At 61.6% G+C, this 24,640-nt stretch carries 24 protein-coding genes; 6 read left to right on the top strand and 18 right to left on the bottom strand.

What is annotated here, in order from left to right:
• The first annotated feature begins 23 nt into the window (after positions 1 to 23).
• Positions 24 to 1,010 carry a 4-hydroxythreonine-4-phosphate dehydrogenase PdxA gene (gene pdxA, locus EFD56_RS02650; RefSeq protein WP_126904546.1) on the top strand — a complete coding sequence of 329 codons (987 nt, stop codon included), beginning with the start codon at positions 24 to 26 and terminating at the stop codon, positions 1,008 to 1,010.
• Between the two features lie 216 nt (positions 1,011 to 1,226).
• On the opposite strand, the gene glpK is transcribed toward pdxA, so the two are convergent.
• The 10 genes from glpK to EFD56_RS02600 all read right to left on the bottom strand — a co-directional run bounded on the left by glpK (position 1,227) and on the right by EFD56_RS02600 (position 12,390).
• A complete protein-coding gene (gene glpK / locus EFD56_RS02645; protein ID WP_004673583.1) occupies positions 1,227 to 2,729 on the bottom strand; it encodes a glycerol kinase GlpK in 1,503 nt (500 codons plus the stop codon).
• A 147-nt stretch (positions 2,730 to 2,876) separates the two neighbouring features.
• A complete protein-coding gene (locus tag EFD56_RS02640; protein WP_037145939.1) occupies positions 2,877 to 4,601 on the bottom strand; it encodes an ABC transporter substrate-binding protein in 1,725 nt (574 codons plus the stop codon).
• An 81-nt stretch (positions 4,602 to 4,682) separates the two neighbouring features.
• Positions 4,683 to 4,979, bottom strand: coding sequence for a DUF2160 domain-containing protein (locus EFD56_RS02635; RefSeq protein WP_004673588.1), 297 nt, complete (start codon positions 4,977 to 4,979; stop codon positions 4,683 to 4,685).
• Positions 4,979 to 5,890, bottom strand: a complete 912-nt coding sequence (locus tag EFD56_RS02630) for a carbohydrate ABC transporter permease (protein ID WP_004673590.1) — start codon at positions 5,888 to 5,890, stop codon at positions 4,979 to 4,981. Before EFD56_RS02630 ends, EFD56_RS02635 begins: the two co-directional genes overlap by 1 nt.
• A gap of 1 nt (position 5,891) precedes the next feature.
• Positions 5,892 to 6,758: a carbohydrate ABC transporter permease gene (locus tag EFD56_RS02625; protein WP_016735689.1), complete on the bottom strand. Its 867-nt coding sequence runs from the start codon at positions 6,756 to 6,758 to the stop codon at positions 5,892 to 5,894.
• 2 nt (positions 6,759 to 6,760) lie between these two features.
• Positions 6,761 to 7,831 (bottom strand): ABC transporter ATP-binding protein, encoded by a 1,071-nt coding sequence (locus EFD56_RS02620; RefSeq protein WP_004673594.1) that lies wholly within the window; start codon positions 7,829 to 7,831, stop codon positions 6,761 to 6,763.
• Positions 7,832 to 7,840: 9 nt separating this feature from the next.
• Entirely contained in the window at positions 7,841 to 8,920 is a 1,080-nt protein-coding gene (locus EFD56_RS02615; protein WP_126904545.1) for an ABC transporter ATP-binding protein, read from the bottom strand.
• Between the two features lie 41 nt (positions 8,921 to 8,961).
• A complete protein-coding gene (gene glpD / locus EFD56_RS02610) occupies positions 8,962 to 10,476 on the bottom strand; it encodes a glycerol-3-phosphate dehydrogenase (RefSeq protein WP_037115056.1) in 1,515 nt (504 codons plus the stop codon).
• Between the two features lie 110 nt (positions 10,477 to 10,586).
• Entirely contained in the window at positions 10,587 to 11,360 is a 774-nt protein-coding gene (locus tag EFD56_RS02605; protein ID WP_004673604.1) for a DeoR/GlpR family DNA-binding transcription regulator, read from the bottom strand.
• Positions 11,361 to 11,472: 112 nt separating this feature from the next.
• Positions 11,473 to 12,390: a DMT family transporter gene (locus EFD56_RS02600; protein ID WP_206513399.1), complete on the bottom strand. Its 918-nt coding sequence runs from the start codon at positions 12,388 to 12,390 to the stop codon at positions 11,473 to 11,475.
• Positions 12,391 to 12,461: 71 nt separating this feature from the next.
• Here EFD56_RS02600 and EFD56_RS02595 point away from each other — a divergent pair, with 71 nt between their 5' ends.
• Entirely contained in the window at positions 12,462 to 13,391 is a 930-nt protein-coding gene (locus tag EFD56_RS02595; RefSeq protein ID WP_126904543.1) for a LysR substrate-binding domain-containing protein, read from the top strand.
• Positions 13,392 to 13,530: 139 nt separating this feature from the next.
• On the opposite strand, the gene EFD56_RS02590 is transcribed toward EFD56_RS02595, so the two are convergent.
• From EFD56_RS02590 to EFD56_RS02575, 4 genes are all read right to left on the bottom strand, one after another.
• Positions 13,531 to 14,049, bottom strand: a complete 519-nt coding sequence (locus EFD56_RS02590; RefSeq protein WP_010024224.1) for a DUF992 domain-containing protein — start codon at positions 14,047 to 14,049, stop codon at positions 13,531 to 13,533.
• 331 nt (positions 14,050 to 14,380) lie between these two features.
• A complete protein-coding gene (locus tag EFD56_RS02585) occupies positions 14,381 to 14,545 on the bottom strand; it encodes a DUF1328 domain-containing protein (protein ID WP_003571841.1) in 165 nt (54 codons plus the stop codon).
• A gap of 86 nt (positions 14,546 to 14,631) precedes the next feature.
• Positions 14,632 to 15,225, bottom strand: coding sequence for a hypothetical protein (locus EFD56_RS02580; RefSeq protein ID WP_004673617.1), 594 nt, complete (start codon positions 15,223 to 15,225; stop codon positions 14,632 to 14,634).
• Between the two features lie 129 nt (positions 15,226 to 15,354).
• Positions 15,355 to 16,977, bottom strand: a complete 1,623-nt coding sequence (locus EFD56_RS02575) for an ABC-F family ATP-binding cassette domain-containing protein (protein ID WP_064830221.1) — start codon at positions 16,975 to 16,977, stop codon at positions 15,355 to 15,357.
• A gap of 141 nt (positions 16,978 to 17,118) precedes the next feature.
• Here EFD56_RS02575 and EFD56_RS02570 point away from each other — a divergent pair, with 141 nt between their 5' ends.
• The gene (locus EFD56_RS02570) at positions 17,119 to 17,445 is read left to right on the top strand and encodes a DUF6665 family protein (protein ID WP_097541168.1); all 327 of its coding nucleotides are present in this window, start codon (positions 17,119 to 17,121) and stop codon (positions 17,443 to 17,445) included.
• Between the two features lie 38 nt (positions 17,446 to 17,483).
• Positions 17,484 to 18,353 carry an aldose 1-epimerase family protein gene (locus EFD56_RS02565; RefSeq protein ID WP_097541167.1) on the top strand — a complete coding sequence of 290 codons (870 nt, stop codon included), beginning with the start codon at positions 17,484 to 17,486 and terminating at the stop codon, positions 18,351 to 18,353.
• An 80-nt stretch (positions 18,354 to 18,433) separates the two neighbouring features.
• Here EFD56_RS02565 and EFD56_RS02560 read toward each other — a convergent pair whose 3' ends face one another.
• Together EFD56_RS02560 and EFD56_RS02555 are read right to left on the bottom strand one after the other, a co-directional pair.
• Entirely contained in the window at positions 18,434 to 20,017 is a 1,584-nt protein-coding gene (locus EFD56_RS02560) for a DHA2 family efflux MFS transporter permease subunit (protein WP_126904542.1), read from the bottom strand.
• Between the two features lie 21 nt (positions 20,018 to 20,038).
• On the bottom strand, positions 20,039 to 21,223 hold the full coding sequence (locus tag EFD56_RS02555; RefSeq protein WP_126904541.1) for an HlyD family secretion protein: 1,185 nt from the start codon (positions 21,221 to 21,223) through the stop codon (positions 20,039 to 20,041).
• Positions 21,224 to 21,359: 136 nt separating this feature from the next.
• Here EFD56_RS02555 and EFD56_RS02550 point away from each other — a divergent pair, with 136 nt between their 5' ends.
• Positions 21,360 to 22,007, top strand: a complete 648-nt coding sequence (locus tag EFD56_RS02550) for a TetR/AcrR family transcriptional regulator (protein WP_126904540.1) — start codon at positions 21,360 to 21,362, stop codon at positions 22,005 to 22,007.
• 56 nt (positions 22,008 to 22,063) lie between these two features.
• On the opposite strand, the gene uxuA is transcribed toward EFD56_RS02550, so the two are convergent.
• Both uxuA and EFD56_RS02540 read right to left on the bottom strand, forming a co-directional pair.
• Positions 22,064 to 23,251 (bottom strand): mannonate dehydratase, encoded by a 1,188-nt coding sequence (gene uxuA, locus EFD56_RS02545; RefSeq protein ID WP_126904539.1) that lies wholly within the window; start codon positions 23,249 to 23,251, stop codon positions 22,064 to 22,066.
• Between the two features lie 43 nt (positions 23,252 to 23,294).
• Positions 23,295 to 24,017: a GntR family transcriptional regulator gene (locus tag EFD56_RS02540; RefSeq protein WP_126904538.1), complete on the bottom strand. Its 723-nt coding sequence runs from the start codon at positions 24,015 to 24,017 to the stop codon at positions 23,295 to 23,297.
• A gap of 171 nt (positions 24,018 to 24,188) precedes the next feature.
• Between EFD56_RS02540 and EFD56_RS02535 the strand changes: the two genes are divergently transcribed.
• Positions 24,189 to 24,590 carry a DUF2934 domain-containing protein gene (locus tag EFD56_RS02535; RefSeq protein WP_126904537.1) on the top strand — a complete coding sequence of 134 codons (402 nt, stop codon included), beginning with the start codon at positions 24,189 to 24,191 and terminating at the stop codon, positions 24,588 to 24,590.
• The last annotated feature ends 50 nt before the right edge of the window (positions 24,591 to 24,640 follow it).

Genomic DNA, 24,640 nt, shown 5'->3' with positions numbered 1-24,640 from the left:
GGTTTTCAGAAGGGACCTTGATCATGGACAGGAATGCGAAAGTCGCCGTCACGCTCGGTGATCCCGCCGGCGTCGGCCCCGAGGTGATCGTCAAGGCCATGGCGGCTCTTCCGAGCGAAGAGCGTCGCGATTTCGTCATCGTCGGCAATGTCGAAGCGCTGGAGCGCGCCGACCGCGTCAGCGGCACCGGGCTGAAATTCGGTCCGGCCGATGCCCCCGGCGATGACAGGATCGCTGTCGATGAAGTTCCGCTCGGCGCGGCCCTGCCCGAGATCGGCAAGGTCAGCCCCGTCGCCGGCGATGCCTCGGTGCGCTATATCACCCGTGCCGTCAATCTCGCCATGACTGGCGAAGCCGATGTCATCGTCACCGCGCCGATCAACAAGGAGGCGATGAACCTCGCCGGCCATCATCATGACGGCCATACCGGGCTGCTCGCCCATCTCACTGGCTCGAAGAGCTCCTTCATGCTGCTTGCCTCAGAGCGGCTGAACACCATCCATGTCTCGACCCATATCTCGCTAAAGGGCGCAATCGAGCGCGCCAAGACCGAGCGGGTGCTCGCGACCATCGAGGCTGGCCACCGCCATTTCCTGCGCCTCGGCAAGAAAGCGCGCATCGCCGTTGCCGGCCTCAACCCGCATTGCGGCGAAAACGGCCTATTCGGCACCGAGGACATGGAATTCCTGGCGCCCGCCGTCGAACAGGCGCAGGCCAATGGCATCGACGTCGTCGGGCCGATATCGGCCGACACAGTCTTCGCCCGCGCCTATAACGGCGCCTTCGATCTTGTCATCGCCCAGTATCACGACCAGGGCCACATCCCGATCAAGCTCGTCGCCTTCGAAACGGCCGTCAACGTCTCGCTCGGCCTGCCGATCGACCGGGTGTCGGTCGATCACGGCACCGCTTTCGACATTGCCGGCACGGGAAAGGCCAACCACATCAACATGCTCTCAGCCATCGCCTATGCCCGCCTGATGGCCCGGTCCCCACGCCAGAAGGCGTGAAATTACGATATCTGTTTACGTCACCGATTGGCTGATCCGGGCGCTAGAAGAAACAGCGACGACGTCGACCATGTTGTTATCCGGCTCAGGGAAACTCGAAAGACTTCTGATCATTGTACAATTGCATTGCGCCCACATCATACGATGGAGGTGCGGTGGGTTGGCAGGCTATCCGGCCGGCGCAGCACAGCGATGGTTTGCCCACGAGACGAGCGGCTATCCCACCGAAGCGTCCGAGATCATCCGCGATACGGCATTCTTCCAGCCGATGATCTTGCCCTGACGCTCGCCCTCCTCCATCGAAGGGCTGAAGCGGCGGTCGCAGACCCAGGCTTGTACAAACTCCCGCCTGCCGGGCCAGATGCCGGCCTTCGAACCGGCAAGCCAGGCCGCGCCAAGCGCCGTCGTCTCGCGGATTGCCGAGCGGTCGACCGGATTTCCGGTCATGTCGGCGAGGCATTGCATCGTCCAGTCCGAAGCCGCCATGCCACCGTCGACTCGCAGCACGGTTTCCAGCTGGTTGACACCCCAGTCCTTCTTCATCGCCACGAGCAGGTCCAGCGTCTGATAGGCGACGGATTCAAGCACGGCGCGGGCAAATTCCGCCGGTCCACTGTTGCGCGTCAGGCCGAAGATCGCGCCGCGCGCCGCCGGATCCCAATAAGGCGCGCCCAGCCCGGTGAAGGCGGGGACGATATAGACCTGCTGCCCGGGATCAGCCTTGGCCGCGAGCACGCCTGCCTCGGACGCCTGCTCGATGATGCCGAGCCCATCGCGCAGCCACTGCACGGCGGCGCCGGCGATGAAGATCGAGCCTTCGAGGGCATAAGTGGTCTCGCCGTCGAGCCGGCAGGCGATGGTCGTCAGCATCCGGTTGGACGAGGAAACACGGTCCCGGCCGGTATTCAGTAAGGCGAAACAGCCGGTGCCATAGGTGGATTTCATCATGCCGGGCTCGAAGCAGGCATTGCCCATCGCGGCTGCCTGCTGGTCGCCGGCGACCCCGAGGATCGGAAGCTCCGCGCCGAAGAGAGCCTTGTCGACGCGGCCGAAATCGTCGGCGCATTCCTTGACCTCGGGCAGCATGGCAGGGGGAATACCGAGAATGCCGAGCAGTTCCGCGTCCCAGGCGCCGTCATCGATATTGTAGAGCAGCGTTCGCGATGCATTGGTAGCATCGGTCGCATGCACGCGGCCGCCGGTCAGCTTGTAGATCAACCAACTGTCGATCGTGCCGAAGCAGACCTCGCCCGCCTCCGCCTTCTCGCGCAGCCCATCGACATTGTCGAGCAGCCAGCGCAGCTTGGTCCCCGAAAAATACGGATCGAGCAGCAGCCCGGTCTTGGCGCTGAACAGCTTCTCATATCCGTCCGCCTTCAGGCTTTCGCACATTTCCGCTGTGCGCCGGTCCTGCCAGACGATCGCGCGGTGAAGAGGAGTTCCGGACCGGCGATCCCAGACGACCGCCGTCTCGCGCTGGTTGGTGATGCCGACGGCGGAAATATCGGTAGGCTTCAAACCGGCATCGGCGATCGCCTTGCGCGCCGTATCGGCGACGGACTGCCAGATTTCGGCCGCGTCGTGCTCCACCCATCCGGGCTGCGGATAATATTGGGTGATCTCCGCCTGCGCGGACCCCGCCATTTTCATGCCGCCATCGAAGATAATCGCGCGCGAAGACGTGGTGCCCTGGTCGATCGAAAGAATATAGCCGCTCATATCCGTCTCCGGCTCGCACGAAACCGCTCCGCCCAGGAGGGCGGATGCGGGGATGTCATGAGAGAAAGATTGTGGGTGCCACCGGCCTGCTGCCGGTGGCGGGAAGTGAATGGCCGGAAGCCTCGTCGCCTCCGGCCGCGGTCCGCCTTACTTCGACTGCCAGCTTTTGACGAGTTCGTCGTAGTTGACGGTGACCGGCTTTTCCTTCTCGTTCTCGATCTTCAGCTGCGGCGCAAGGTTGCCCTTCTTCACCGCATCCGCGTTCCAATAAGCGAGATCATGCTCTTCGGCGAGCTTCGGGCCGATATCGCCCTGGACGCCCGATTTCTCGATACGACCCATGACCTTCTCCTGCTCGCCGCAGAGAGAATCCATGGCTTCCTGCGGCGTCTTCGCACCGGAGGACGCGTCACCGATTGCCTGCCACCAAAGCTGAGCCAGCTTCGGATAGTCGGGAACGTTGGTACCGGTTGGCGACCACTGAACACGCGCAGGCGAACGATAGAACTCGATCAGACCGCCGAGCTTCGGAGCACGCTCCGTAAAGCTCTTATCGCGAATGGTGGATTCGCGAATGAAGGTGAGACCGAGCTGGCTCTTCTTCACGTCAACCGTCTTGGAGGTCACGAACTGCGCATAGAGCCAGGCCGCTTTCGCACGGTCCGTCGGGGTCGACTTCATCAGAGTCCAGGAACCGACGTCCTGATAGCCGAGCTTCATGCCGTCTTTCCAGTAAACGCCGTGCGGGCTCGGTGCCATGCGCCATTTCGGCGTACCGTCTTCGTTCATGACAGGCAGGCCAGGCTTGACCATGTCTGCTGTAAAGGCCGTGTACCAGAAGATCTGCTGCGCGACGTTACCCTGTGCCGGAACCGGACCGGATTCCGAGAAGGTCATGCCCTGAGCTTCCGGCGGTGCGTAGGCCTTCAACCAGTCGAGATACTTCTGGATCGAGTAGACGGAGGCCGGGCCGTTGGTATCACCGCCGCGCGCGACGCATGAGCCGACGGGACGCGACTTTTCGTCGACCTTGATACCCCATTCGTCGACCGGAAGACCGTTCGGCAGGCCCTTGTCGCCGTTGCCGGCCATGGAAAGCCAGGCGTCGGTGAAGCGCCAGCCGAGCGACGGGTCCTTCTTGCCGTAGTCCATGTGGCCGAAGACCTTCTTGCCGTTCTCGTCACGGCCGGTAAAGAATTCAGCAATGTCCTCGTAGGCCGACCAGTTGACCGGAACGCCGAGGTCGTAGCCGTATTTCGCCTTGAAATCGGCCTTGTTCTTCTCGTCGTTGAACCAGTCGTAGCGGAACCAGTAGAGGTTGGCGAACTGCTGGTCAGGAAGCTGGTAGAGCTTCTTATCCGGCGCCGTCGTGAACTTGGTGCCGATGAAGTCGTCGATATCGAGGCCGGGGTTGGTAACGTCCTTGCCTTCGCCGGCCATCCAGTCAGTCAGGTTGCGCACCTGTTGATAGCGCCAGTGGGTCCCGATCAGGTCGGAGTCGTTGACCCAGCCGTCATAAAGGTTCTGACCGGTCTGCATCTGTGTCTGGATCTTCTCGACAACGTCGCCCTCTTGAATGACGTCGTGCGTGACCTTGATGCCGGTGATCGCAGTAAAGGCCGGAGCCAGAACCTCGGACTCATACTTGTGGGTGGTCAAGGTTTCCGAAACGACCTTGATCTCCATGCCGGCGAAGGGCTTCGCAGCATCGACGAACCACTGCATTTCCTTTTCCTGGTCGGCGCGAGAGAGCGTCGACATGTCGCCGATCTCTTTATCCAGGAAAGTCTTTGCCTCGTCCATGCCGGCATAGGCCGACCCGGTCATGGCCAGCAGTACCGCTGCTGTCGTGGTCAATAAATGCCTTCGCATAATGTCCTCCCAGGGTTTGCGATTGCAGTCTTCACGTCTCAGGTGGCCAGAAATACCCCCGGCCATCTGCATCAGCTTCCCTCACACGTAACGGAATACGCCGACGGCGTAGACGACGGAGAGGGCGAGAGCCCACCAGAGGCTTGATCCCGCGAGACCAAGCCAGGCAAGATGGATAAAGGCGCTGCCGAGCAGCGAAAGGAAAAGCCGGTCACCGCGCGTCGTCTCGAAGCGCAGGATTCCGATCCGCGGGTTGCCGCCCGGCACGGCATACTCCCAGACCCCCATGCCGATCAGCAGCAATATGATGACGATGAAGAAAGCGGCCGTCGGCCAGGTCCATGCCATCCATGAAAAATCGGGAAGCGAAAAGCTCATCAAACCCTCCCCAGGGCGAAGCCCTTGGCGATGTAATTGCGCACGAACCAGATCACCAGCGCCCCTGGGATCAAGGTCACAACACCCGCAGCGGCGAGCAGACCCCAATCCATGCCGGATGCCGAGACGGTACGGGTCATGGTGGCAGCGATCGGCTTCGCGTCGGTCGTCGTCAACGTTCTTGCGATCAGCAGCTCGACCCAGGAGAACATGAAGCAGAAGAAGCAGGCGACACCGATGCCGCTCGCGATCAGAGGCGTGAAGATCTTCAGGAAGAATCGTGGGAACGAGTAGCCGTCGATATAAGCCGTTTCGTCGATTTCCTTCGGCACGCCCGACATGAAGCCTTCAAGAATCCAGACCGCCAGCGGCACGTTGAAGAGGCAATGGGCCAATGCCACGGCGATGTGCGTATCGATCAGTCCAAACGCCGAATAGAGCTGGAAGAACGGCAGGGCAAAGACGGCAGGCGGCGCCATCCGGTTCGTCAGCAGCCAGAAGAAGAGATGCTTGTCGCCGAGGAACCGATAACGGGAGAAGGCATAGGCCGCCGGCAACGCAACCGCCACTGAGATCACCATGTTCATGACGACATAAGTGATCGAATTGAGATAGCCGGAATACCACGCTTTCTCCGTAAAGATCGTCACGTAATTGGCGATCGTCGGGTTATGCGGATAAAGCGTCAGAGAATTGACGATTTCCGCATTGGTCTTGAAGCTCATGTTGACGAGCCAGTAGATCGGCAACAGCAGCACGATGATATAGATCGTCGGAACCAGCCACCACCAGCGCGATTCCTCGCCGCGCCGGCGCATCAGACGGCTGACCTCATCGGAGGAGAGACCGCTTGCGACATTGGTAACGCCCGAGATTTTTCGGCTCGCTGTCGTTTCGTTGGAGGCGCTCATTTCAATTCTCCGCGTCGTGGCTTGTCATGACGGTGTAGAACACCCACGAAAGCAGCAGGATGATGAGGAAATAGATCAGCGACATGGCAGCGGCCGGACCGAGGTCAAACTGTCCGAGCGCGGTTTTGACCAGATCGATCGACAGGAAAGTGGTCGAGTTGCCCGGACCGCCGCCGGTAACGACAAACGGCTCGGTATAGATCATGAAACTATCCATGAAACGCAGCAGCACGGCGATCAGAAGAACGCGCTTCATCTTTGGCAGCTGGATATAGCGGAATACGGCCCAACGCGACGCACCGTCGATCTTGGCTGCCTGATAGAAGGCATCTGGAATGGAAACGAGGCCGGCATAGCAGAGCAAGACGACCAAGCTCGTCCAATGCCAGACATCCATGATGATGATCGTCACCCAGGCATCGATCGGATCCTGCACATAGTTGTAATCGATGCCGATGGCATTGATGTAATAGCCGAACAGACCAATGTCGTTGCGGCCGAACACCTGCCAGATCGTGCCGACAACGTTCCACGGGATCAGCAGTGGCAGTGCCATCAGAACCAGGCACACGGGCACGCCGATGCCCGATTTCGGCATGTTGAGCGCAATGAAGATGCCGAGCGGGATCTCAAGAGCGAGAATGATCAGCGAAAAAATCAGGTTTCGCTGCAGGGCGGCCCAGAAACGGTCGGAATGCAGGACTTGGGTAAACCAGTCCGTTCCGTTCCAGAAGAACTGGTTGTTTCCGAAAGTGTCCTGAACGGAATAGTTCACAACCGTCATCAAGGGGATGACGGCCGAGAACGCCACCAGCACGAGCACCGGCAGGACCAGAAACCACGCTTTGTTGTTCCAGGTTTTTTCCATGATCAAGCCTCCGGTCCAGCGCGCCAAGAGTCGGCATAGATACTGATACCCGACGGCTCGAAGGTCACCCGGGGATCAGCCGGAATTTCTTCGTCCTCAGGCACGACGATCGCGATCGGCTGGCCGGCAAACTGCGCACGGACGATCTTCTGCCGGCCGATGTCTTCCACCTTGCTGACGGTCACCGGCATGCCTTCGCGGCCGACCCGAACAAACTCGGGCCGGATTCCAAGCTCTACCTTGGCCGCTGCCGACGTTTTCGGCGCATAGTCGAGCGTCAGTGCATGCTCGCCGACCCGAACCGTGCGGCCTTCCACCTTGGCCGGCATGAAGTTCATACCCGGAGAACCGATGAAGTAGCCGACGAAGGTGTGGCTCGGACGTTCGAAGAGTTCGGCCGGCGTGCCGATCTGCACAATCTGGCCATCGTACATCACCACGACTTTGTCGGCGAAGGTCAGCGCCTCCGTCTGGTCATGCGTGACATAGACCATGGTAAAACCGAACTGCTTATGCAGTCGCTTCAGCTGCGATCGCAGCACCCATTTCATATGCGGATCGATAACAGTGAGCGGCTCGTCGAAGAGAATCGCGTTCACATCCGAGCGCACGAGGCCGCGGCCGAGCGAAATCTTCTGCTTTTGGTCCGCCGTCAAACCGCGGGCACGTCGCTTGGCCCAGCCTCCAAGATCGATCATCTCCAATATTTCGCGGACGCGACGATCAACATCCGGCTCCGCCACTCCGCGGTTGCGCAAGGGGAAAGCCAGATTGTCATAGACGGTCATCGTGTCGTAGATGACCGGAAACTGGAATACCTGCGCAATATTTCGCTGCTGCGTCGGCAGGTTCGTAACATCGTGTCCATCGAAGAGAATTCGCCCTTCGGACGGCTGGATAAGGCCGGAAATGATATTGAGCAGCGAGGTCTTTCCGCAGCCTGAAGGTCCGAGCAGCGCATAGGCGCCGCCATCGTTCCACTCGTGGTGTACTTCCTTGAGGGCGTAGTCCTTCTCGGTCTTCGGGTTCGGCCCATAGGCATGTCGAATATGATCGAGGGTGATACGTGCCATGATCTTCTCCTAGCCCCTCTGCCATACGGTGGTGATCGCCCGGCCGTCCGCGCCGAACGCCATCAGGTGGCGCGTGTCGATGAAAACGGAGAGGTCCGCGTCCGGGTCGATGTTGTGGATGCCGTGCGCAAGCATCACCCAGCGGGTATCGGCAAATTGCAGATGCACGAAACTTTCCGACCCCGTGATCTCCGAAATTTGTGTCCGTGCCGTCAGCCGCGCCGAATTGGCCGTCTGGGCGGTTGGAGCAAGATGATGCGGGTGAAACGCGATCGTTGCCGGCCCGTCCGGCACGTTCTGAAGATGCGCCGGCACGGCAAAAATCACGTCGCCATCGCGCAGGAAATTGCCGTCCGATTTGACCAGATCAATAAAATTCAGCGGCGGATCGGCGAAAGTTTTTGCCGTCGTCAGATCGAGCGGATTGCGGTAGACCTCGATCGTCGGGCCGAACTGCGTGATCCGGCCCTCGTTGAGCGCTGCCGTATTGCCACCAAGCAACAAGGCTTCCGAGGGTTCCGTCGTGGCGTAGACGAAGATCGCGCCGGACTGGGCGAAGATCTTCGGCAATTCCTGCCGCAGCTCTTCGCGCAGCTTGTAATCGAGATTGGCAAGCGGCTCGTCCATCAGCACCAGGCTGGCATTCTTGACGAGCGCGCGCGCAAGCGCGGTGCGCTGCTGCTGGCCGCCGGAGAGATGGAGCGGCGTACGGTCGAGATAGGGCGTAAGCTTTAGAAGCTCGGCCGCCTTGCGCACCTCACGGTCGATGGTGGCGGCATCCTTGCCAGAGATGCGCATCGGCGAGGCGATGTTCTCATAGACGGTCAGTGCCGGATAATTGATGAACTGCTGGTAGACCATGGCGACATTGCGCTTCTGCACCGGCATGCCGGTGACGTCGGCGCCGTCGAAATGCACGGAGCCGGCGGTCGGACGGTCGAGCCCGGCCATCAGCCGCATCAGCGACGTCTTGCCCGACAGCGTCGGCCCGAGCAGGACGTTCAGCGTGCCGCGCTCGAGGACCAGATCGGTCGGATAGATGTGATAGTCCGCGCCCACCATCTTGGCGGCGTTTCGCAGTTCCAGCATTCCCGTTCCCGTGCCTCCACGCAGCGGGGATCACACGCCGCCTATCCGGCCATCGCCGGCATGGCAGCCATGTACTCCTCCAGTGACTGAGCCTGCTCCTTCGAAAGGCGCAGACCATCCTTTGTTCTCCTCCACAGCACGTCTTCGGCGTGCCGGGCCCATTCATGTTCAACGAGATAGGCGACCTCGGCCTCGTAGAGATCGCCGCCGAACAACCGTCCAAGATCGTTGATGCCGCGGGCATTGCCGAGCAGCGTCTCGGCCCTGGTGCCGTAGCGACGGATCAGCCGGCGAGCGTGCTGATCGGCGAGGAACGGATAGCGCTGCTTCAGCGCGGCGACCTGCCCCTCATAACCGCGAACCGGGAAATTGCCGCCGGGCAGATGGCTCTTGGCCGTCCACGGAGCACCCTTGACGCCGATCGCAGCACCGATCTTCTCCAGCGCGTGCTCGGACAGGCGGCGATAGGTGGTGAGCTTGCCACCGAAAACATTGAGCAGCGGCGCGGTCTGCCCCTCGCCTTCCAGCTTCAGCACATAGTCGCGCGTCGCCTCCTGCGCCTTCGAGGCGCCGTCGTCATAAAGCGGGCGGACCGCCGAATAGGTCCAGACGATATCTTCCGGCCGCACCGGCTCCTTGAAATATTCGGACGCCGCATTGCAGAGATAGACCGTCTCCTCCTCGGAGATCCGGACATCCCTGGGATCGGCGGTGTAATCGCGGTCGGTCGTGCCGATCAGGGTGAAGTCGCCCTCGTAGGGGATGGCGAAGATGATGCGATTGTCCGGATTCTGGAAGAAATAGGCGCGCGGATCGTCGAACTTCTTCCTCACGACAATATGGCTGCCCTGGACGAGGCGGACATGGTGGGCCTCGTTCTGGCCGAAGGCGGAACGAATGACATGATCGACCCAGGGGCCGGCGGCATTGACCAGCATACGGGCCTGATGACTGTCATTGCGGCCGGTGACGGCATCGACGGTCTCGATATGCCACAGGCCGTTCTCGCGCCTTGCCGAGACCACTTTGGTGCGCGGCATGATGGCCGCACCCTTGTCGGCGGCATCACGGGCGTTCAGCACCACCATGCGGGCGTCATCGACCCAGCCGTCGGAATATTCGAACGCTCTCGTAAATAGCGCCTTCAGCGGCTTGCCGGCCGGGTCCTTGCGCATGTCGAGCACCGAGGTCGCCGGCAGCAGCTTGCGGCCGCCGAGATGGTCGTAGAGGAAGAGGCCGAGCCGGATCAGCCAAGCGGGGCGAATGCCGCCCTTATGATAAGGCAATACGAAACGCAGCGGCCAGATGATGTGCGGCGCCATCGCCCAGAGGATCTCGCGCTCCATCAACGATTCACGCACCAGGCGGAACTCGTAATGCTCGAGATAACGCAGGCCGCCATGGATCAGCTTGGTAGCGCCGGATGAGGTGCCGGAGGCGAAATCGTTCATCTCCGCCAGCGCGACGGAATAGCCGCGCCCGACGGCATCACGCGCGATGCCGCAGCCGTTGATGCCGCCGCCAATGACGAAAATATCGTATATCTCCCGGCCCAATTGCCCCTCCGAGCCTGCTGCTGATTTCGCATCGCACAAAATTTGCGCGATTGCGAAAGTGACATCAGTTAAAACGAAAGAAATACGAATGTCAAACGAATGTTGTCGCGTTATCGCGATCTGCTGTTTGTTTCGATCAGCTTCACATTGTTTTCCAGGCAGAGATTGCGGATCGACGGCACCGGACAGTGGTCGGTGATGAAGGTGTGAACCTGGGAGAGCTGACCGATCCGGACCGGCGCGGTGCGTTCGAACTTCGTGGAATCGGCAACGAGAATAACGTGGCGGGCATTGGCGATGATCGCCTGTGCGACCTTCACCTCGCGAAAGTCATAGTCGAGAAGCGCGCCGTCGATATCGATCGCCGAGGCGCCGATCACGGCATAATCGACCTTGAACTGGCGGATGAAATCGACCGCCGCTTCGCCGACGATACCGCCGTCCGACCCACGCACGACTCCGCCGGCGATCACCACCTCGATTGCCGGAAATAGACGTAACCGATTGGCGACGTTGATATTATTGGTGATCACCATCAGCTCGTGATGATTGGCGAGCGCTTCGCCCACCGCCTCGGTCGTCGTGCCGATATTGATGAAGAGCGAGGCCCCGCTCGGGATCAGTTCGACGGCCGCCATGCCGATCGCCTGTTTCTCCGAAGCGGCAATCTGGCGGCGCGCCTCGTATTTGACGTTCTCGGTGCCGCTCGGGAATGTGGCGCCGCCATGGATGCGCGTCAGCACCTGGGCATCGCAGAGATCGTTGAGGTCCTTGCGGATGGTTTGCGGCGTCACCGAAAAGCGTGAGGCGAGCTCCTCGACCAGAACCCTGCCACTCGATTTCGCGATCGCCACGATTTCAGTCTGTCGGTCGGTCAAGAACATCGGCGCCCCTTTCGATCTGCTTTCGTTTTTAAAGAAAGCGAAGGGCGGCGCAATGCCTAATTGCCGGCGGCCAGGTTTTCGCGCCCCGACTGATGGCGGCCGCGCCGTGCAATCAGCGTTTCCGCATGAGGTTGACCACGAGGACGCCGAGGATCGCCATGACGCCGCCGATCGCGCCCAGTGCCGTCGGCATTTCGCCGAGCCAGACGAGACCGATCAGGGTTGCGACTGGCGGCACGCCGTAAAGGAAATTCGAGGCGCGACCTGCCGTCAGCCGCTTCAGCGCGATTGCCCAGGTGAGATAGCCGATCGCGGTCGGGAAGATGACCAGATAGGCAACGCCCCAATTGACTTCGGCGGGAGCTGCCGCCAGCGCGCGGACGGTCGCCGGTACGGCTGGAAAGAGCGGCACGGAGCCGATCAGCAGGATCCAGGCAGTGACGGCAAGCGCCGGCAGCCGGCCGAGCAGCGGCTTCTGCAGCACGCTTGATATCGCCGAGCAGAGCGCCGCGCCGAGGATAAGGACTGCATTCGGATCGAGCTTGAGACCGTCGTCGGAGGCGACTGCGATCAGTGCCACGCCGCCGAAGGAAACCGCGGTGCCCGCCCAGCCCCAGCGGCCGAAGCGTTCGCCGAGCGCGAAGGTGGCGATGAGAGCGGTAAAGACCGGCATGGTATTGATGATGAAGCTGGCCGGTCCCGCCGCAACCGTCTGCTCGCCGGTGTTCAACAGAACCGCATAGGCGGCGATGAAGAGTACGGCGGCAACGGAGAGGCGCAAGACGTCGCGTTTTTCGGGAATCGGTCGATAGATGGCGAGGTAGATGAGGGCGAGAGCACCGGCGGCCACATAGCGCGCCGTCGCCAGTTCGATCGGCGTCAGCGGCCCGAGGCAGATGCGGATGACCACGAAGGAGGAGGCCCAGAAGAGAATAGTGACGACGATCGCTGCAAAGGCCACCAGATCAAACCTGCCCTGCTCCTTCGCCGAAACCGGTGCGCTTGCTGCCATGCTCATTATTGCCTCCATCGGTGTTTGACCAAGATTTAAGCCGACCACGCGTGCTTGAAAAGCATCGCAATCGATGATCAAATGTGCACATGGTTCACAGCTCGCCCGTGCTTCCGCCACTTGATACGCTCGAAACCTTTGCCCGCGCCGCCCGGCTCGGATCGTTTTCCGCCGCGGCCGAGGAAAGCGGCATCACCCATGGCGCCGTGTCGCGCCAGGTCTCGCGACTCGAACGCTGGATGGGCGTGCGGCTGTTTGCGCGCGAGGCCCGGGGAGTGCGCCTGACGCCGGAGGGCATGCGGTTTTTCGCGCGCGCCGAGGAAGCGCTTGCTTTGCTCGGCAATAGCGGCGAGCGCTGGCTACCCCGGCCGAACAAGGCGGTGGTGCGCCTGTCGGTGACGCCATCGGTGGCATCATTGTGGCTGTTTCCGCGTATGGCGAAGCTCGAAGGAAACGAGCTGCATGTCGAGCTGACGCTCGAGCACCGGCTGGCGGATTTCGGCGAAGGCACGGATCTTGCCATCCGCTGCGGCAAGGGGCCGTGGGCCGGCGTGCGGGCTCTGCCGCTCTGGCAGGAGAAATCCTTTCCGATCGCCGCCCCGGCACTGGCAAACCGGCTTGAACGTCGCTCCGATGCGCTTTCCCTGCTCGAGCTACCGATCCTTCACGACTCCAATATCGAAGGCTGGCGCCGCTGGCTCTCTCGCGAAGGTGTCGATTATACGCCGCGCGGCCAGGATCGGCGCTTCGAGGATTACAACCTGGTGATCGATGCCTGTGCGCAAGGACTAGGCATCGCGCTCGCCCGCCCTCCGCTATCCGATGCGGCGCTCGCCGCCGGACGCGTCGTGGCGGTGTCGGACAGTACGCTGGACTATCACGTCTCCTTTCACCTCATTCGGCCGGACGATGCGCTACGAAGTCCCGCCATTGAATTTGCCAGCCGCTTCCTGCGCGAAGCCGGTCATGACGAGGCGACGATCAACAGCTTTGTCGCACCCGGCAGGGCGAAAGCGTAAGACACGCCGCCCTATCCGCCTGAACGTCTCGGCGGCCTAGCTGTCCCGGATTTTCGGATAATCGTCCATTACAGCGCCCGCAAACGGGCGCAAGGGGTTGACGCCCCGCCGGGTTGCGGCAGGGCGCGTCAAAAACCGATCAATCCGCCGGGGTCAATGTCATCGATGCGCTGCCGGCCGCAACGTTCAGGCCGAGTTGGCCGGTCAGGCTGACCGTCTGCAGATGGATTGAACCGGAGGTGCCGCCGACTAGGAGGTTGGCGCCGACACCGGCGCCGACCGTCGCTTCGGCAGTGGCGCCGACATAGAGGCCGGCGAGCGATCCGCGGTGATAGCCGGCCGTCGGCGCGAAGACGGCCCAGATCAGGCGGCTGCGCGTGGTGAAGCCGAGATCGATGCCAAGCTTTCGCATTTCGCCGGTATAGTGATCCAAAAGCTCATTGCCGACGATCGACTGGAAGACGCAGTCTGCTTCCTTCGAGGAACCAAGCACATAACCCGTGCCGCCGCCGATATCGCAAGTGAGATAACCGATCTTCACGCCATTCCGCAGATCCGGCTCTTCTGTTCTGGTGACGGGATCGGCAGCACTGACCGCCCCCGCGCCGATAAACGTCAACGATACCGCGGCAAACGCCGTCGCAAGAGTTTTATTCATAAGTCTCTCCTTCTCAAATCGTGACGGGAACACCCGGCTGGCCGGCACCGGAAATCGGAGAGGACCGCAACGCAATCCCAGAACGGTGCCGTTTTCGCGTCGCATGTCAAAGCGCGTGCGAAGCGCAAGCGACAAGCTCACGGTTCAGCCCCATTGGGACATTTCGAAGGCACCATGCAGGGCCGCATGCGCCATTTCACGATCTTGTCAGGGATGGTTGCACGAAAAACACATTCGCCCAAAGCGAGTTCTAACCGGCGCGTGGGCGACCGCCAAGAAAAGAAAAACCCGGTGATTGATGTCACCGGGTTTTATACTTTATTTCCCCTCGCTATACTCTGCGCATAAAGCGCATGACGAGCGAGACGACGAACAACACCAGGAAAATGAAGAACAGAACCTGGGCAATAGAAGCTGAAGCCCCTGCGATGCCGCCAAATCCGAGGACGCCGGCAATCAAGGCCACAACGAGAAACACCAGAGCGTAGTAAAGCATCGCAATCTCCTTTTACGTTGCTGCTCAGATAACGGAGACCGCCCGGTTTGGTTCCCTGCCTATCATGCTCGGCAGACAGCTTTCGTTCAGCCGAAATGAAAGACGCCGCTGTAGGTCCGGTCGCCTTCGGTCGGCTCGGGAGGTTCAGCCGCATCGAGATAGGTCTTCAGCGGCCCGGTCAGCACGAACCAGACGCTTGCCCCCAACATGAAACAGGCGCCCACGGGATCGTCGATGCGAGCGATGAACGGAAGGCAGGCCGATGAGAAAAGAACAATGATCCGCACCGACCACTCCGCCTCACGCTTGGCCACGGCACGCGCCCTCAGTGACTTGTACTCCCGGGCGCCATAGGCGCTTCCTCCCACCTTTATCGCCGAAAACAGCTTTCTGGCCGACGGCAGGGCCAGCATGACCAGCGCGGCGACGCTGAGCGCGAAAGGCCTTCCGGCCATCACCTGCCCGCTGGCGACAAGGAGAAAAGAAAGCACGACGAGATTCCACGTCGGCTCCAACAGTTCCGGCGGCTGCCGCGTGCGGATGTGCCAACTCCGCAGCAAGCCCGCCGCACCGTGCAGTAGCGGCTGATCGATATAGCGATTGATCCAGTCCATGCAGACGCGCCCCGTCCCCGATTGAAAATGAAGAGGGCTCCGAACACCACGGAAATAGGTCATCATCGTGGCAGAGCGCCGGCAATATCAGCCGAAGCTGTGCTTCGCTCACAGGAAACCGGCCTTCGAACGACCGATAGGGCCTATCGCCGGTCGTGTCGACCGGACCGCTTCGACAGGTCGCCGGAAAAATCGTCAGCTGCGCAAGCCAGGCGCCTCGTGACCGGTGCGCGCCACATATTCCGTATAGCCACCGCCATATTGATGGATGCCGTCCGGCGTCAATTCGAGCACGCGGTTGGAGAGCGCCGCCAGGAAATGCCTGTCGTGCGAGACGAACAGCATCGTGCCCTCATATTGCGAGAGTGCCTTGATCAGCATCTCCTTCGTGTCGAGGTCGAGATGGTTGGTCGGCTCGTCCAGCACGAGCAGGTTCGGCGGATCGAAGAGCATCATCGCCATCACCAGCCGAGCCTTCTCGCCGCCGGAGAGCACCCGGCACCGCTTCTCGACATCGTCGCCGGAAAAGCCGAAGCATCCGGCAAGCGCCCGCAAGGGGCCCTGCCCTGCCTGAGGAAACCTGTCTTCCAGCGATTGGAACACCGTCCGCTCGCCGTCGAGGATATCCATGGCGTGCTGAGCGAAATAGCCCATCTTGACGCTGGCGCCGAGCGCAACGCTGCCCTGGTCAGGCGCGGCGGTGCCCGTCACCAGCTTCAATAAGGTCGATTTCCCGGCGCCGTTGATGCCCATGATGCACCAGCGCTCCCGCCGCCGCACCATGAAGTCGAGACCCTCATAGATGCTTCGGCTGCCGTATTTCTTATGGACATTCTTCAGGCTGACCACGTCCTCGCCGGAGCGCGGCGCGGTCTGGAACTCGAAAGCGACCGACTGGCGGCGCTTGGGCGGTTCCACCCGGTCGATCTTCTCCAGCTTCTTCACCCGGCTCTGCACCTGCGAGGCATGCGAGGCACGCGCCTTGAATCGCTCGATGAACTTGATCTCCTTGGCGAGCATCGCCTGTTGACGCTCGAACTGCGCCTGCTGCTGCTTCTCGTTCTGCGCGCGCTGCTGCTCGTAGAATTCATAGTCGCCGGAATAGGCCGTCAATCCGCCGCCGTCGATCTCGATGATCTTGTTGACGATGCGGTTCATGAACTCGCGGTCGTGCGAGGTCATCAGTAGCGCGCCTTCATAGCCCTTCAGGAACTCTTCGAGCCAGATCAGGCTTTCGAGATCGAGATGGTTGCTCGGTTCGTCGAGCAGCATGACGTCGGGGCGCATGAGCAGGATGCGGGCCAGCGCCACACGCATCTTCCAGCCGCCCGACAGCGCGCCGACGTCGCCGTCCATCATTTCCTGGCTGAAGCTCAAACCGGCCAGCACTTCGCGGGCGCGCCCCTCGAGCGCATAGCCGTCCAGTTCCTCGTAGCGCGCCTGCACCTCGCCGTAACGCTCGATGATCTCTTCCATGTCGCCGGCCCTTTCCGGGTCGGCCATGGCGGCCTCGAGTTCGCGCAATTGCCCGGCAACGATGCTGACCGGGCCGGCACCGTTCATCACCTCGGCGACGGCGCTGTGACCCGCCATCTCGCCGACATCCTGGTTGAAATAGCCGATCGTCACGCCCTTTTCGCAGGAGACCTGTCCCTCGTCGGGCTGCTCTTCGCCGTTGATCATCCGGAAGATCGTCGTCTTTCCGGCGCCGTTCGGGCCGACCAGACCGATCTTCTCGCCTCTGTTGAGGGCGGCCGAGGCCTCGATGAAGAGAATGCGGTGGCTGAGCTGCTTGCTGATATTCTCAATACGAATCATGGTGTGCGCGGGGGTCCGGGGAAAGTTTCGGCGCCCTTATGCCACGCATGGAAACGGCAGGATAGGCCCGTTTCCACCTCTCGATCTCCGGCTTCCGATTGGATAAGATCGCCGCCTACGCTGATTAGAGGATTCCAGCCGATGAGCCTTCGCCCACCGCAGTCCTTCAGGCAGTCGCAGCAGGCCAATGGCTTCAACGTCCTCGAATATGGGCTGATGTCGGAACGCGCCAATTCGCTCGGCCGTCATGGGCTGAAGGTGGAGGCGGCGCTCGCCGCGTTAAGAGCCTGGGCCGTCGAGCGCCAGAGCGCGGAGGAACGCGAGAGGCTGCTCAACGAAGCCTCCGATGCAGTCTGGGCATTTTTCGTTCAGCGCGAGAGCTGCGGGTTGCGCAACAATCGCGACGCCATCCAACGTTACGGCATTCCAAACGAGGTGCTCGCCAGACTGGGCGCCATACGAAAATGACGTAAAAGTCGTGCCCATCAGGGCGAAAGGAAATTGCAATGCCAAGCTCAGTACGGATCGGCAATCAGCATCTTGCCGTCGACGTTTCCTCCCTCGGCGCCGAGATGCAGGCGCTCACCAGCGACGATGGACGCTCCTGGCTGTGGACGGGCGACGCGGCCTATTGGACCGGACGGTCGCCGATCCTGTTTCCGATCGTCGGCAAGGCGCCCGATGACACGCTGGCGATTGGCGGTACGGTCTACCCGATGGCCCAGCATGGCTTTGCCCGGCGAAGCGAGTTTAGCCTCGCCGCGTCCACGCCGACCATGTGCCGGCACGAACTTTCAGCCTCGGCAGCCACGCAGGCGGTCTATCCATTCGATTTCCTGCTGGCCGTGGAGCACGCGGTGGAGGGACGCGCGTTGACGGTGGCGGCGGAGGTCAGCAATCGCGACGTAAGACCGCTTCCCTTCGGTCTCGGCTTTCATCCCGCCTTCCTCTGGCCGCTGCCCGGCGCTGCCGGGCGCACCCACACGGTCACGCTCGACAATGAGGGTGAGCCGGAGCTCCTGCGGCTGGAGGGCGGCCTTATCAATCCGGTTCCGTTGCCCTCCCCCTTCGATAAAGGCCGCCTGGTACTGGATCACGCCATGTTCGAGAAGGATGCGATGATTTTCCCGAAGGGCGCGGGCGAAGGCCTGCGTTACGGCGCCGAAAGCGGACCGGCTTTGCGGTTCCGTTTCGAAAACCTTCCCAATCTCGCCCTGTGGACCAAACCGGGCGCGCCCTTTCTTTGCGTCGAGCCGTGGCACGGAACAGCCGCGGAAGCCGGAGGTTCATCGGAGCTGTCGCAACGCCCCTCCACCACCATCCTGGCGCCGGGGGCGACGGCGCGTTTCGCCTTTACCGTCGAGATCTTGCAGTAAAGGCTTCGCGCGCCCTATCGGCGCGCGAAGCAGTTTTTATCCAGAACAGTTGTTTCCGCAGCGTTGGCCGCGGCCGATTGTCAGTGGGCGCCGGCGCCAGCCCCGGCCCGCGGCTTCTGGGTGAGCAGCAAGGCGACGGCAGCAATGGCCAGCACTAGGCCGATCACGGCGAAAGTATCGGCAAAGCCCAGGATGAGGGCCTGGCGCCTGACGATCTGACCGAGAGCGGCAACGGCCTTGTGCGCGGCGAGAGCGGGATCGGAAACCCCGTGCTGCATGAAATAGGCGGTCGTTTGTGCAAGACGATCGCGGACTTCATCCCGGCCGAGCGTTACGGACTGGCCGATGATATTGGAATGAAACTGCTCGCGTTTGGTCAGCACGGTGCCGAGCGTTGCCGTGCCGACGGCGCCGCCAAGATTGCGCAGCATGTTGGTCAGCCCCGAGGCGGCGGCCGCATCGGCAGGCGCGATGCCGGCGGTGGTGATGGCGGTGATCGGCGTCAACACCAAAGCCTGACCGACGGCGCGCACGATATTCGGAATCCAGAATTGGTCGCCGGCGGTGTCGGCCGAAAGCGTGATGTTGAGGAAGCAGCTGATCGCAAAGATCGAGATGCCGAGGAAGCCGATATAACGGGCGTCGAAGCGCTTCATCATCATCGGCACGAGCGGGATCAGCAGCAGTTGCGGCAGGCCGGTCCAGGCCAGCACGTTGCCGATCTGCTCGGCATTGTAGCGCTGCACCTGGCCGAGATATTGCGGCAGGATATAGACGGTGCCGAAGAGTGCGACGCCGACCAGCACGTTGACGGCAACGCCGATGCCGAAATTGCGCTGCGTCAGCAGGCTGAGCTTGACCAGCGGCTTCTTGACGGTGAGCTCGATCCAGATGAAGGCGGCAAGGAAGACGAAGGCGAGGATGCTGAGCTTGACGATGAAAGGCGAGGCGAACCAGTCTTCCTTGTTGCCTTCCTCCAGCACGGTTTGCAGCGCCGAGAGACCGATCGCCATAGTGACGATACCGGCCCAATCGCCCTCTTTAAGGAGGCCAAGCTGCATCGGCTGCTTCTCCAGCGTCAGGGCAAGAGCCGCAGCCATCACCGCGCTCGGGATGGCATTGATGAAGAAGATCGTCTGCCAGCCGTAGTTTTCGGTGAGATAACCGCCAATGGTCGGGCCGATCGCCGGCGCGAAGGTGACCGAAAGCGCGAAGATCGCCAGGCCCAGCGGCTGCTGGCTCTTCGGCAGCTTGGTCAGCACCATGGTGAAGGCCATGGGGATCAGCACGCCGCCGGCAAAACCCTGCAGGCCGCGCAGCACGATCATCGTACCGAGATCATGGGCGAAGGCGCAGGCAATCGAAAACAACGGAAACAGGATGGAGTTGACGAGGATATAACGGCGAAACGAGAAGACGCTGCTGAAATAGGCTGTCAGCGGAATGACGACGATCTCGCCGATCAGGTAGGAGGTCGAGATCCAGGCGCCGTTGTCGACGCCCGTTCCGATGCCGCCCTCGATATCGAGCAGGGACGCATTGGTGATCTGGATGTTGAGGATCGCCATGAAGGCGCCGATCATGCCGGCGAGGACGGCGATCCAATCCCTTGTGCTGGCGCGCGGTTGCGCAATGGCCCCAGCGGCGGCCGCAATGCTTGACATGACAATCTCCCGATCCTGCCCTTATTTGCGATCGGCATCGGCCTTGGTGTCGATGCTCGGTTGGACGGACATGCCGGGGCGCAGATCGCCATTTGCGGCTTCGGCGTCCAGGACGATCTTGACGGGAATGCGTTGAACGACCTTGGTGAAGTTGCCGGTCGCATTGTCGGGCGGCAGCAGGGCGAACTCCTGGCCGCTTGCCGGCGCAAGGCTGTCGACATGGCCGTGATAGGTGCGGCCCGGGAAGGTATCGACCTCGATATCCACCGGCTGGCCGGCCCTGACATCGGTGAGTTGCGTTTCCTTATAGTTGGCGATCACATAGACCGCGCTCGTCGGCACGACCGACATCAGCTGAGTGCCGGCCTGAACATATTGGCCGATACGCAGCGTGCGGTTGCCGATGATGCCGTCGACGGGTGCGGTAATGGTCGCATAGGAGAGGTTCAGTTCGGCCTGATGCTGGACGGCCTGATCATGGGCGAGCGTCGCTCTTGCCTGAGCAAGCTCGGCATTCAGGAGTTCGACCTGTTTGACGGCGGCCTCTAGGGCTGCCGTATCACGAGTGATGGTCGCCTGGGCTGCAGCGATGGCGGAAGCCGCCTGCTGCGCGGTCTGAACCGGCGCGTAGCCGTTGGTTGCGAGATTGGCATAGCGCTTGTTGTTTTGTTCGGCAAAGGTCTCATTGGCTTTGTCGACCTCGACCGTGGCGCGGGCGGCGGCAATCGTCGACTGCTGAATGTCGAGCGAGGCCTGCTTGGCATTGAGCGTCGCCTCCGCCGCGGCGACATCGGCCTTGGTCTGATCGAGAGCGGCGCGGAAATCGCGATCATCGATGCGGGCAAGCGGCTGACCGGCCTTGACCACCGCGTTATCGCTGACGAGCACTTCTGCGATATAGCCCGAAACCTTCGGTGCGACGGTGGTGTTGTCGGCCTTCACATAGGCATCGTCCGTCGCAATCTCGAAGCGGCCGACGGTCCAGTAATTGTGGCCGTAATAAGCGGTTGCAGCGATCAGGACGACGGCCGTTGCGCCGAGCAGCAATCGGCGGCCAGTGCGCCTACGGGCGGGAGGCTCCGAGAGCACGGCAGGTTCGACCAAGTGCGGCGTGGCGCCGGCATCGAGCGTTGCGGGTGCGGCTTCGGCCGTGGCTTCCGGAGCAGGCGCGTTGTTGTTCAGGGCCTGCAGCGTTTTGATGGACATTGTCTCTCTCCTTGGAGTGGTCGCTGTCGCTACCGGCCGCGGCCTTCGAATTCAGGTGGAATGCGCTTTAGGAAACTTGATATTTTCCAAAATATGTATTAGAAGATGAATGTCAACGAGAATTTGGAAAATTGTGATGGTCCAAAATCACGAAATCGAGAAGAGGCCGCGAGGCCGGCCGCAGATCCGCTGCGACGACGACACGAGAAGCGTGATCATCGAGGCGGCCAACCGCCAGTTTCACGAGAGCGGATATGCCGCGGCAAGCATCGCTGCGATCGCGCAGGCCGCAGGGGTTTCGACCAAGACGCTTTACCGGCTGTTTCCGACGAAGGCCGATCTTTTTTCGGAGATGATCACGGAGCGGACGGGACGCTTTCTGATCGCGCTGGATCCCGGCACGCTCGCCGTGGCGGATCTGAGGCAGGGATTGGAGCGCATGCTGACGGCCTATGGCATGCTGACCCTTTCGCTGGATACGATCACCGTGACCCGGCTCGTCATCAGCGAGTCAGACCGTTTTCCTGAAATCGCCACCAGCTTTTATGAGAAAGCCATCGTCAGAACCAACACGCTGATGGAGGACTGGCTGCGCAGGCAGATCGCCCACGGGCTGATCGCGCTTGACGATCCCCATGCCGCCTGCGGCATGCTGCGCGGCATGATGATCATGGAGCCGCAACGCGCTGCGATGCTGCGTCAGCAGCCGCCGCCCGGGGTCGAGGAGATCGCCGCGAGGGCGAAAATGTGCACGGATCTTTTTCTGAAGGGGTGCGCGCTCTGACGTTTTGAATACCAGAGCGCGGTGATTTTCGCCGAAGCGCTGCTGCCCGAAAATTCTCAGGTCGGCGGAGCGCCAAGCGCATGCATGATGCCGCGGAGTTCGGCAAGGCCGCGCATGCGGCCAATTGCCGGATAACCGGGCGTGACTGTTTTGTCGAGATCGTCGAGCATGCGGTGACCATGGTCCGAACGGAAGACGATCGTGTCTTTGGCGCTGCGGCGGCGGTCTTCGGCAACCAGTTCCCGGAGAACCGCGACCATGTCGACGTCGCCTTCGAGATGCGCGCTTTCATGGAAGGTCCGGCCATCGCCCTCACGCGTCGTGGCACGCAGATGGGCGAAGTGGATGCGCGAGGCGAAGCGTCGCGCGATGGCCGGCAGGTCGTTGTCGGCGCGCACGCCGAGGCTGCCGGTGCAGTAGCACATGCCGTTCGCCGCCGACGGCACTGCATCGAAGAGCGCGGCATAGTCATCGGCAGTCGAAGCGATGCGGGGAAGACCGAACAGCGAACGCGGCGGATCATCGGGATGCAGCGTCAGCTTGACGCCACGGGCTTCGGCAACCGGGGTCACTGCCTCCAGGAACTCGATCAGATGCCGGCGCAGGCGTGCGGCGTCGATACCGCTATAGGCGACCAGCTTTTCCCGGAAGGCTGGAATGGTCAGGGGCTCAGTGGTTGAGCCGGGCAAAGCCGAGGTGATGATGCGGGTGATCTCGGCAACTTCCTCCTGCGACATCTGCTCGAAGACGACACGCGCCCGTTCGCGGTCTTCCGCGGAATATTGCCGATCCGCATCCGGACGTTTCAGAACGAAAAGATCGAAGGCTGCGAAGCGTTCGTGATCGAAGCGCATGGCTGTCGCACCTGTCGGCGTCACGAAATCGAGTTCGGTGCGGGTCCAGTCGACGACGGGCATGAAATTATAGCAGACGATCGGAATGCCGCAGGCAGCAACTGCTTCCAGGCTGGCAATCCACGCCTCGATTTCAGCCTCTGCTTCCCCGCCCTTGCGCTTGACGGCGTCGGGAATCGGAATGCTTTCGACGACCGACCATACGAGCGGCGACCGATCGGCAGGCGTGGTCTCGATCAGCGATTGGCGTTCGCGCACTTCCTTTTCCGTCCAGGCCCTGCCGATCGGCACCTGATGCAGCGACGAGACGATATTGGTCGCGCCCGTCTGACGGACCTCATCCAGCGTCACCGGCGCTTCCGGCCCGAACCATCTCCAACCCTGCCGCATCCTTCTTCCTTCCCTAGCTTTTCGTTTCGTGGTGGTCCTGTTGTCAGCAGAAATAATTGGGGTAACGCGAGCGCAGCTCGTCGACATCGGGAATGACGGCGCTCAAATGGTGGATCATGGCGCTACGCGCAGCCGCCGCGTCATGGGCGGCCAGCGCGTCGCGGATGATCATATGTTCGGAAACCACATTGCCCATGCGCCCGAGCGCCGGCAAAGTCAGCCGCCGGGCCCGGTCGAGCTGCACCTTGACCGCCTTCAGAATCGCCCAGATCCCGGGATAGCCCGATATCTGCGCGATCGCCTCATGGAAGGCTTCGTCCTCCTCGTGGAAGCTTGCGGTGTCGCCGGCCGTGGCATGCGAGCGTTGCCGGGCAATGATCGCATCAAGACGGGCGATATCGGCTGGCGTGGCAGCCTCAGCCGCCATTTCGACGGTGGTGCCTTCGAGCGCCTTGCGCACGACGACGGCCTCGGGAATCGCCGCGACCGGCACCCGCGATACGACGGTACCCGACTGCGGAAAGATATCGACCAGTCCGCCTTCGGAGAGCCTCAGCAACGCCTCACGCACCGGCGTGCGGCTGACGCCGAATTCGTCCGCGATCCGCTTTTCCTGCAGAAACAGGCCGGGCGGCATCCGCAGCGAGATGATATCGGCATAGAGACGCTCATAAATGGCGCCGGCCGTGGTGACGCGGCGCGGCCTGCGACCGGCGTCGTGCGGAATCGGGACGAGATGCGCGTTGGTTTCTGGGGCTTGGCTCATAAACGCTACCGGGGTAGCATACTAGTATATCAGTTTCGATACCCTGCCAAGATATCGAATCGCCGGCATGTTGTATCGCAAGCGTTCTGGAACAGCCTTTCAGCGTGGTTGGGACTCTGTGTGGAACTTAGGTCAGCGGAATTGGTTGAGACCCCATCAAAGGAGGCGCCGATGAAAAATCCGTTACGACGCAAAAACGAAATCCCGACCGACGACACGCAGATCAAGGATTCGTCCCCCACTCGCACGGGCAGAGGCAAGACGGCGCGGAAAGCCATTCGGGAACCCGTGGAGCAGAGCATCGGTTCTCAGTCAGCCGCCCGTGAGGACGAGATCCGCAAGAGGGCACACGCGCTGTGGGAGCAGGAAGGGAGGCCGGAAGGCAAGCATCGGGATCACTGGATCCGCGCCGAGCACGAGTTCGATACGCAGCGGGACGAGGCTGATAATCCCCCCAGGCTCGCAGCCTTGCGAGAGGCCTCTCGCCAGCATCGCGACGCCTTTCTCGTCAAGACGGATCTCGAAGACGCGGATCAACGCGAAGCCTCACCCGGCACTCGCGAGCAGGATTGAAATTACAGCCCGGCAAAATTTAGCACGAGCACATTCAGGAAAGGTCCCGA

This window comes from Rhizobium phaseoli, from assembly GCF_003985125.1.
In the GTDB taxonomy this organism is placed as follows: Bacteria; Pseudomonadota; Alphaproteobacteria; order Rhizobiales; family Rhizobiaceae; genus Rhizobium; species Rhizobium phaseoli.
This window is presented reverse-complemented; position numbering and strand designations above follow the sequence as displayed.

Bases quoted from the DNA above. Each gene is read 5' to 3' on its own strand.
- EFD56_RS02615 (WP_126904545.1), bottom strand. From the start codon at position 8,920: ATGCTGGAACTGCGAAACGCCGCCAAGATGGTGGGCGCGGACTATCAC.
- EFD56_RS02580 (WP_004673617.1), bottom strand. From the start codon at position 15,225: ATGATGACCTATTTCCGTGGTGTTCGGAGCCCTCTTCATTTTCAATCG.
- EFD56_RS02640 (WP_037145939.1), bottom strand. From the start codon at position 4,601: ATGCGAAGGCATTTATTGACCACGACAGCAGCGGTACTGCTGGCCATG.
- EFD56_RS02560 (WP_126904542.1), bottom strand. From the start codon at position 20,017: ATGTCAAGCATTGCGGCCGCCGCTGGGGCCATTGCGCAACCGCGCGCC.
- EFD56_RS02540 (WP_126904538.1), bottom strand. From the start codon at position 24,017: ATGAGCCAAGCCCCAGAAACCAACGCGCATCTCGTCCCGATTCCGCAC.
- uxuA (WP_126904539.1), bottom strand. From the start codon at position 23,251: ATGCGGCAGGGTTGGAGATGGTTCGGGCCGGAAGCGCCGGTGACGCTG.
- EFD56_RS02600 (WP_206513399.1), bottom strand. From the start codon at position 12,390: ATGGAGGCAATAATGAGCATGGCAGCAAGCGCACCGGTTTCGGCGAAG.
- EFD56_RS02595 (WP_126904543.1), top strand. From the start codon at position 12,462: ATGGTTCACAGCTCGCCCGTGCTTCCGCCACTTGATACGCTCGAAACC.
- EFD56_RS02625 (WP_016735689.1), bottom strand. From the start codon at position 6,758: ATGGAAAAAACCTGGAACAACAAAGCGTGGTTTCTGGTCCTGCCGGTG.
- EFD56_RS02635 (WP_004673588.1), bottom strand. From the start codon at position 4,979: ATGAGCTTTTCGCTTCCCGATTTTTCATGGATGGCATGGACCTGGCCG.
- EFD56_RS02570 (WP_097541168.1), top strand. From the start codon at position 17,119: ATGAGCCTTCGCCCACCGCAGTCCTTCAGGCAGTCGCAGCAGGCCAAT.
- EFD56_RS02585 (WP_003571841.1), bottom strand. From the start codon at position 14,545: ATGCTTTACTACGCTCTGGTGTTTCTCGTTGTGGCCTTGATTGCCGGC.
- EFD56_RS02630 (WP_004673590.1), bottom strand. From the start codon at position 5,890: ATGAGCGCCTCCAACGAAACGACAGCGAGCCGAAAAATCTCGGGCGTT.
- EFD56_RS02535 (WP_126904537.1), top strand. From the start codon at position 24,189: ATGAAAAATCCGTTACGACGCAAAAACGAAATCCCGACCGACGACACG.
- EFD56_RS02620 (WP_004673594.1), bottom strand. From the start codon at position 7,831: ATGGCACGTATCACCCTCGATCATATTCGACATGCCTATGGGCCGAAC.
- EFD56_RS02555 (WP_126904541.1), bottom strand. From the start codon at position 21,223: ATGTCCATCAAAACGCTGCAGGCCCTGAACAACAACGCGCCTGCTCCG.
- EFD56_RS02590 (WP_010024224.1), bottom strand. From the start codon at position 14,049: ATGAATAAAACTCTTGCGACGGCGTTTGCCGCGGTATCGTTGACGTTT.
- EFD56_RS02575 (WP_064830221.1), bottom strand. From the start codon at position 16,977: ATGATTCGTATTGAGAATATCAGCAAGCAGCTCAGCCACCGCATTCTC.
- EFD56_RS02605 (WP_004673604.1), bottom strand. From the start codon at position 11,360: ATGTTCTTGACCGACCGACAGACTGAAATCGTGGCGATCGCGAAATCG.
- glpK (WP_004673583.1), bottom strand. From the start codon at position 2,729: ATGAGCGGCTATATTCTTTCGATCGACCAGGGCACCACGTCTTCGCGC.
- EFD56_RS02565 (WP_097541167.1), top strand. From the start codon at position 17,484: ATGCCAAGCTCAGTACGGATCGGCAATCAGCATCTTGCCGTCGACGTT.
- pdxA (WP_126904546.1), top strand. From the start codon at position 24: ATGGACAGGAATGCGAAAGTCGCCGTCACGCTCGGTGATCCCGCCGGC.
- EFD56_RS02550 (WP_126904540.1), top strand. From the start codon at position 21,360: ATGGTCCAAAATCACGAAATCGAGAAGAGGCCGCGAGGCCGGCCGCAG.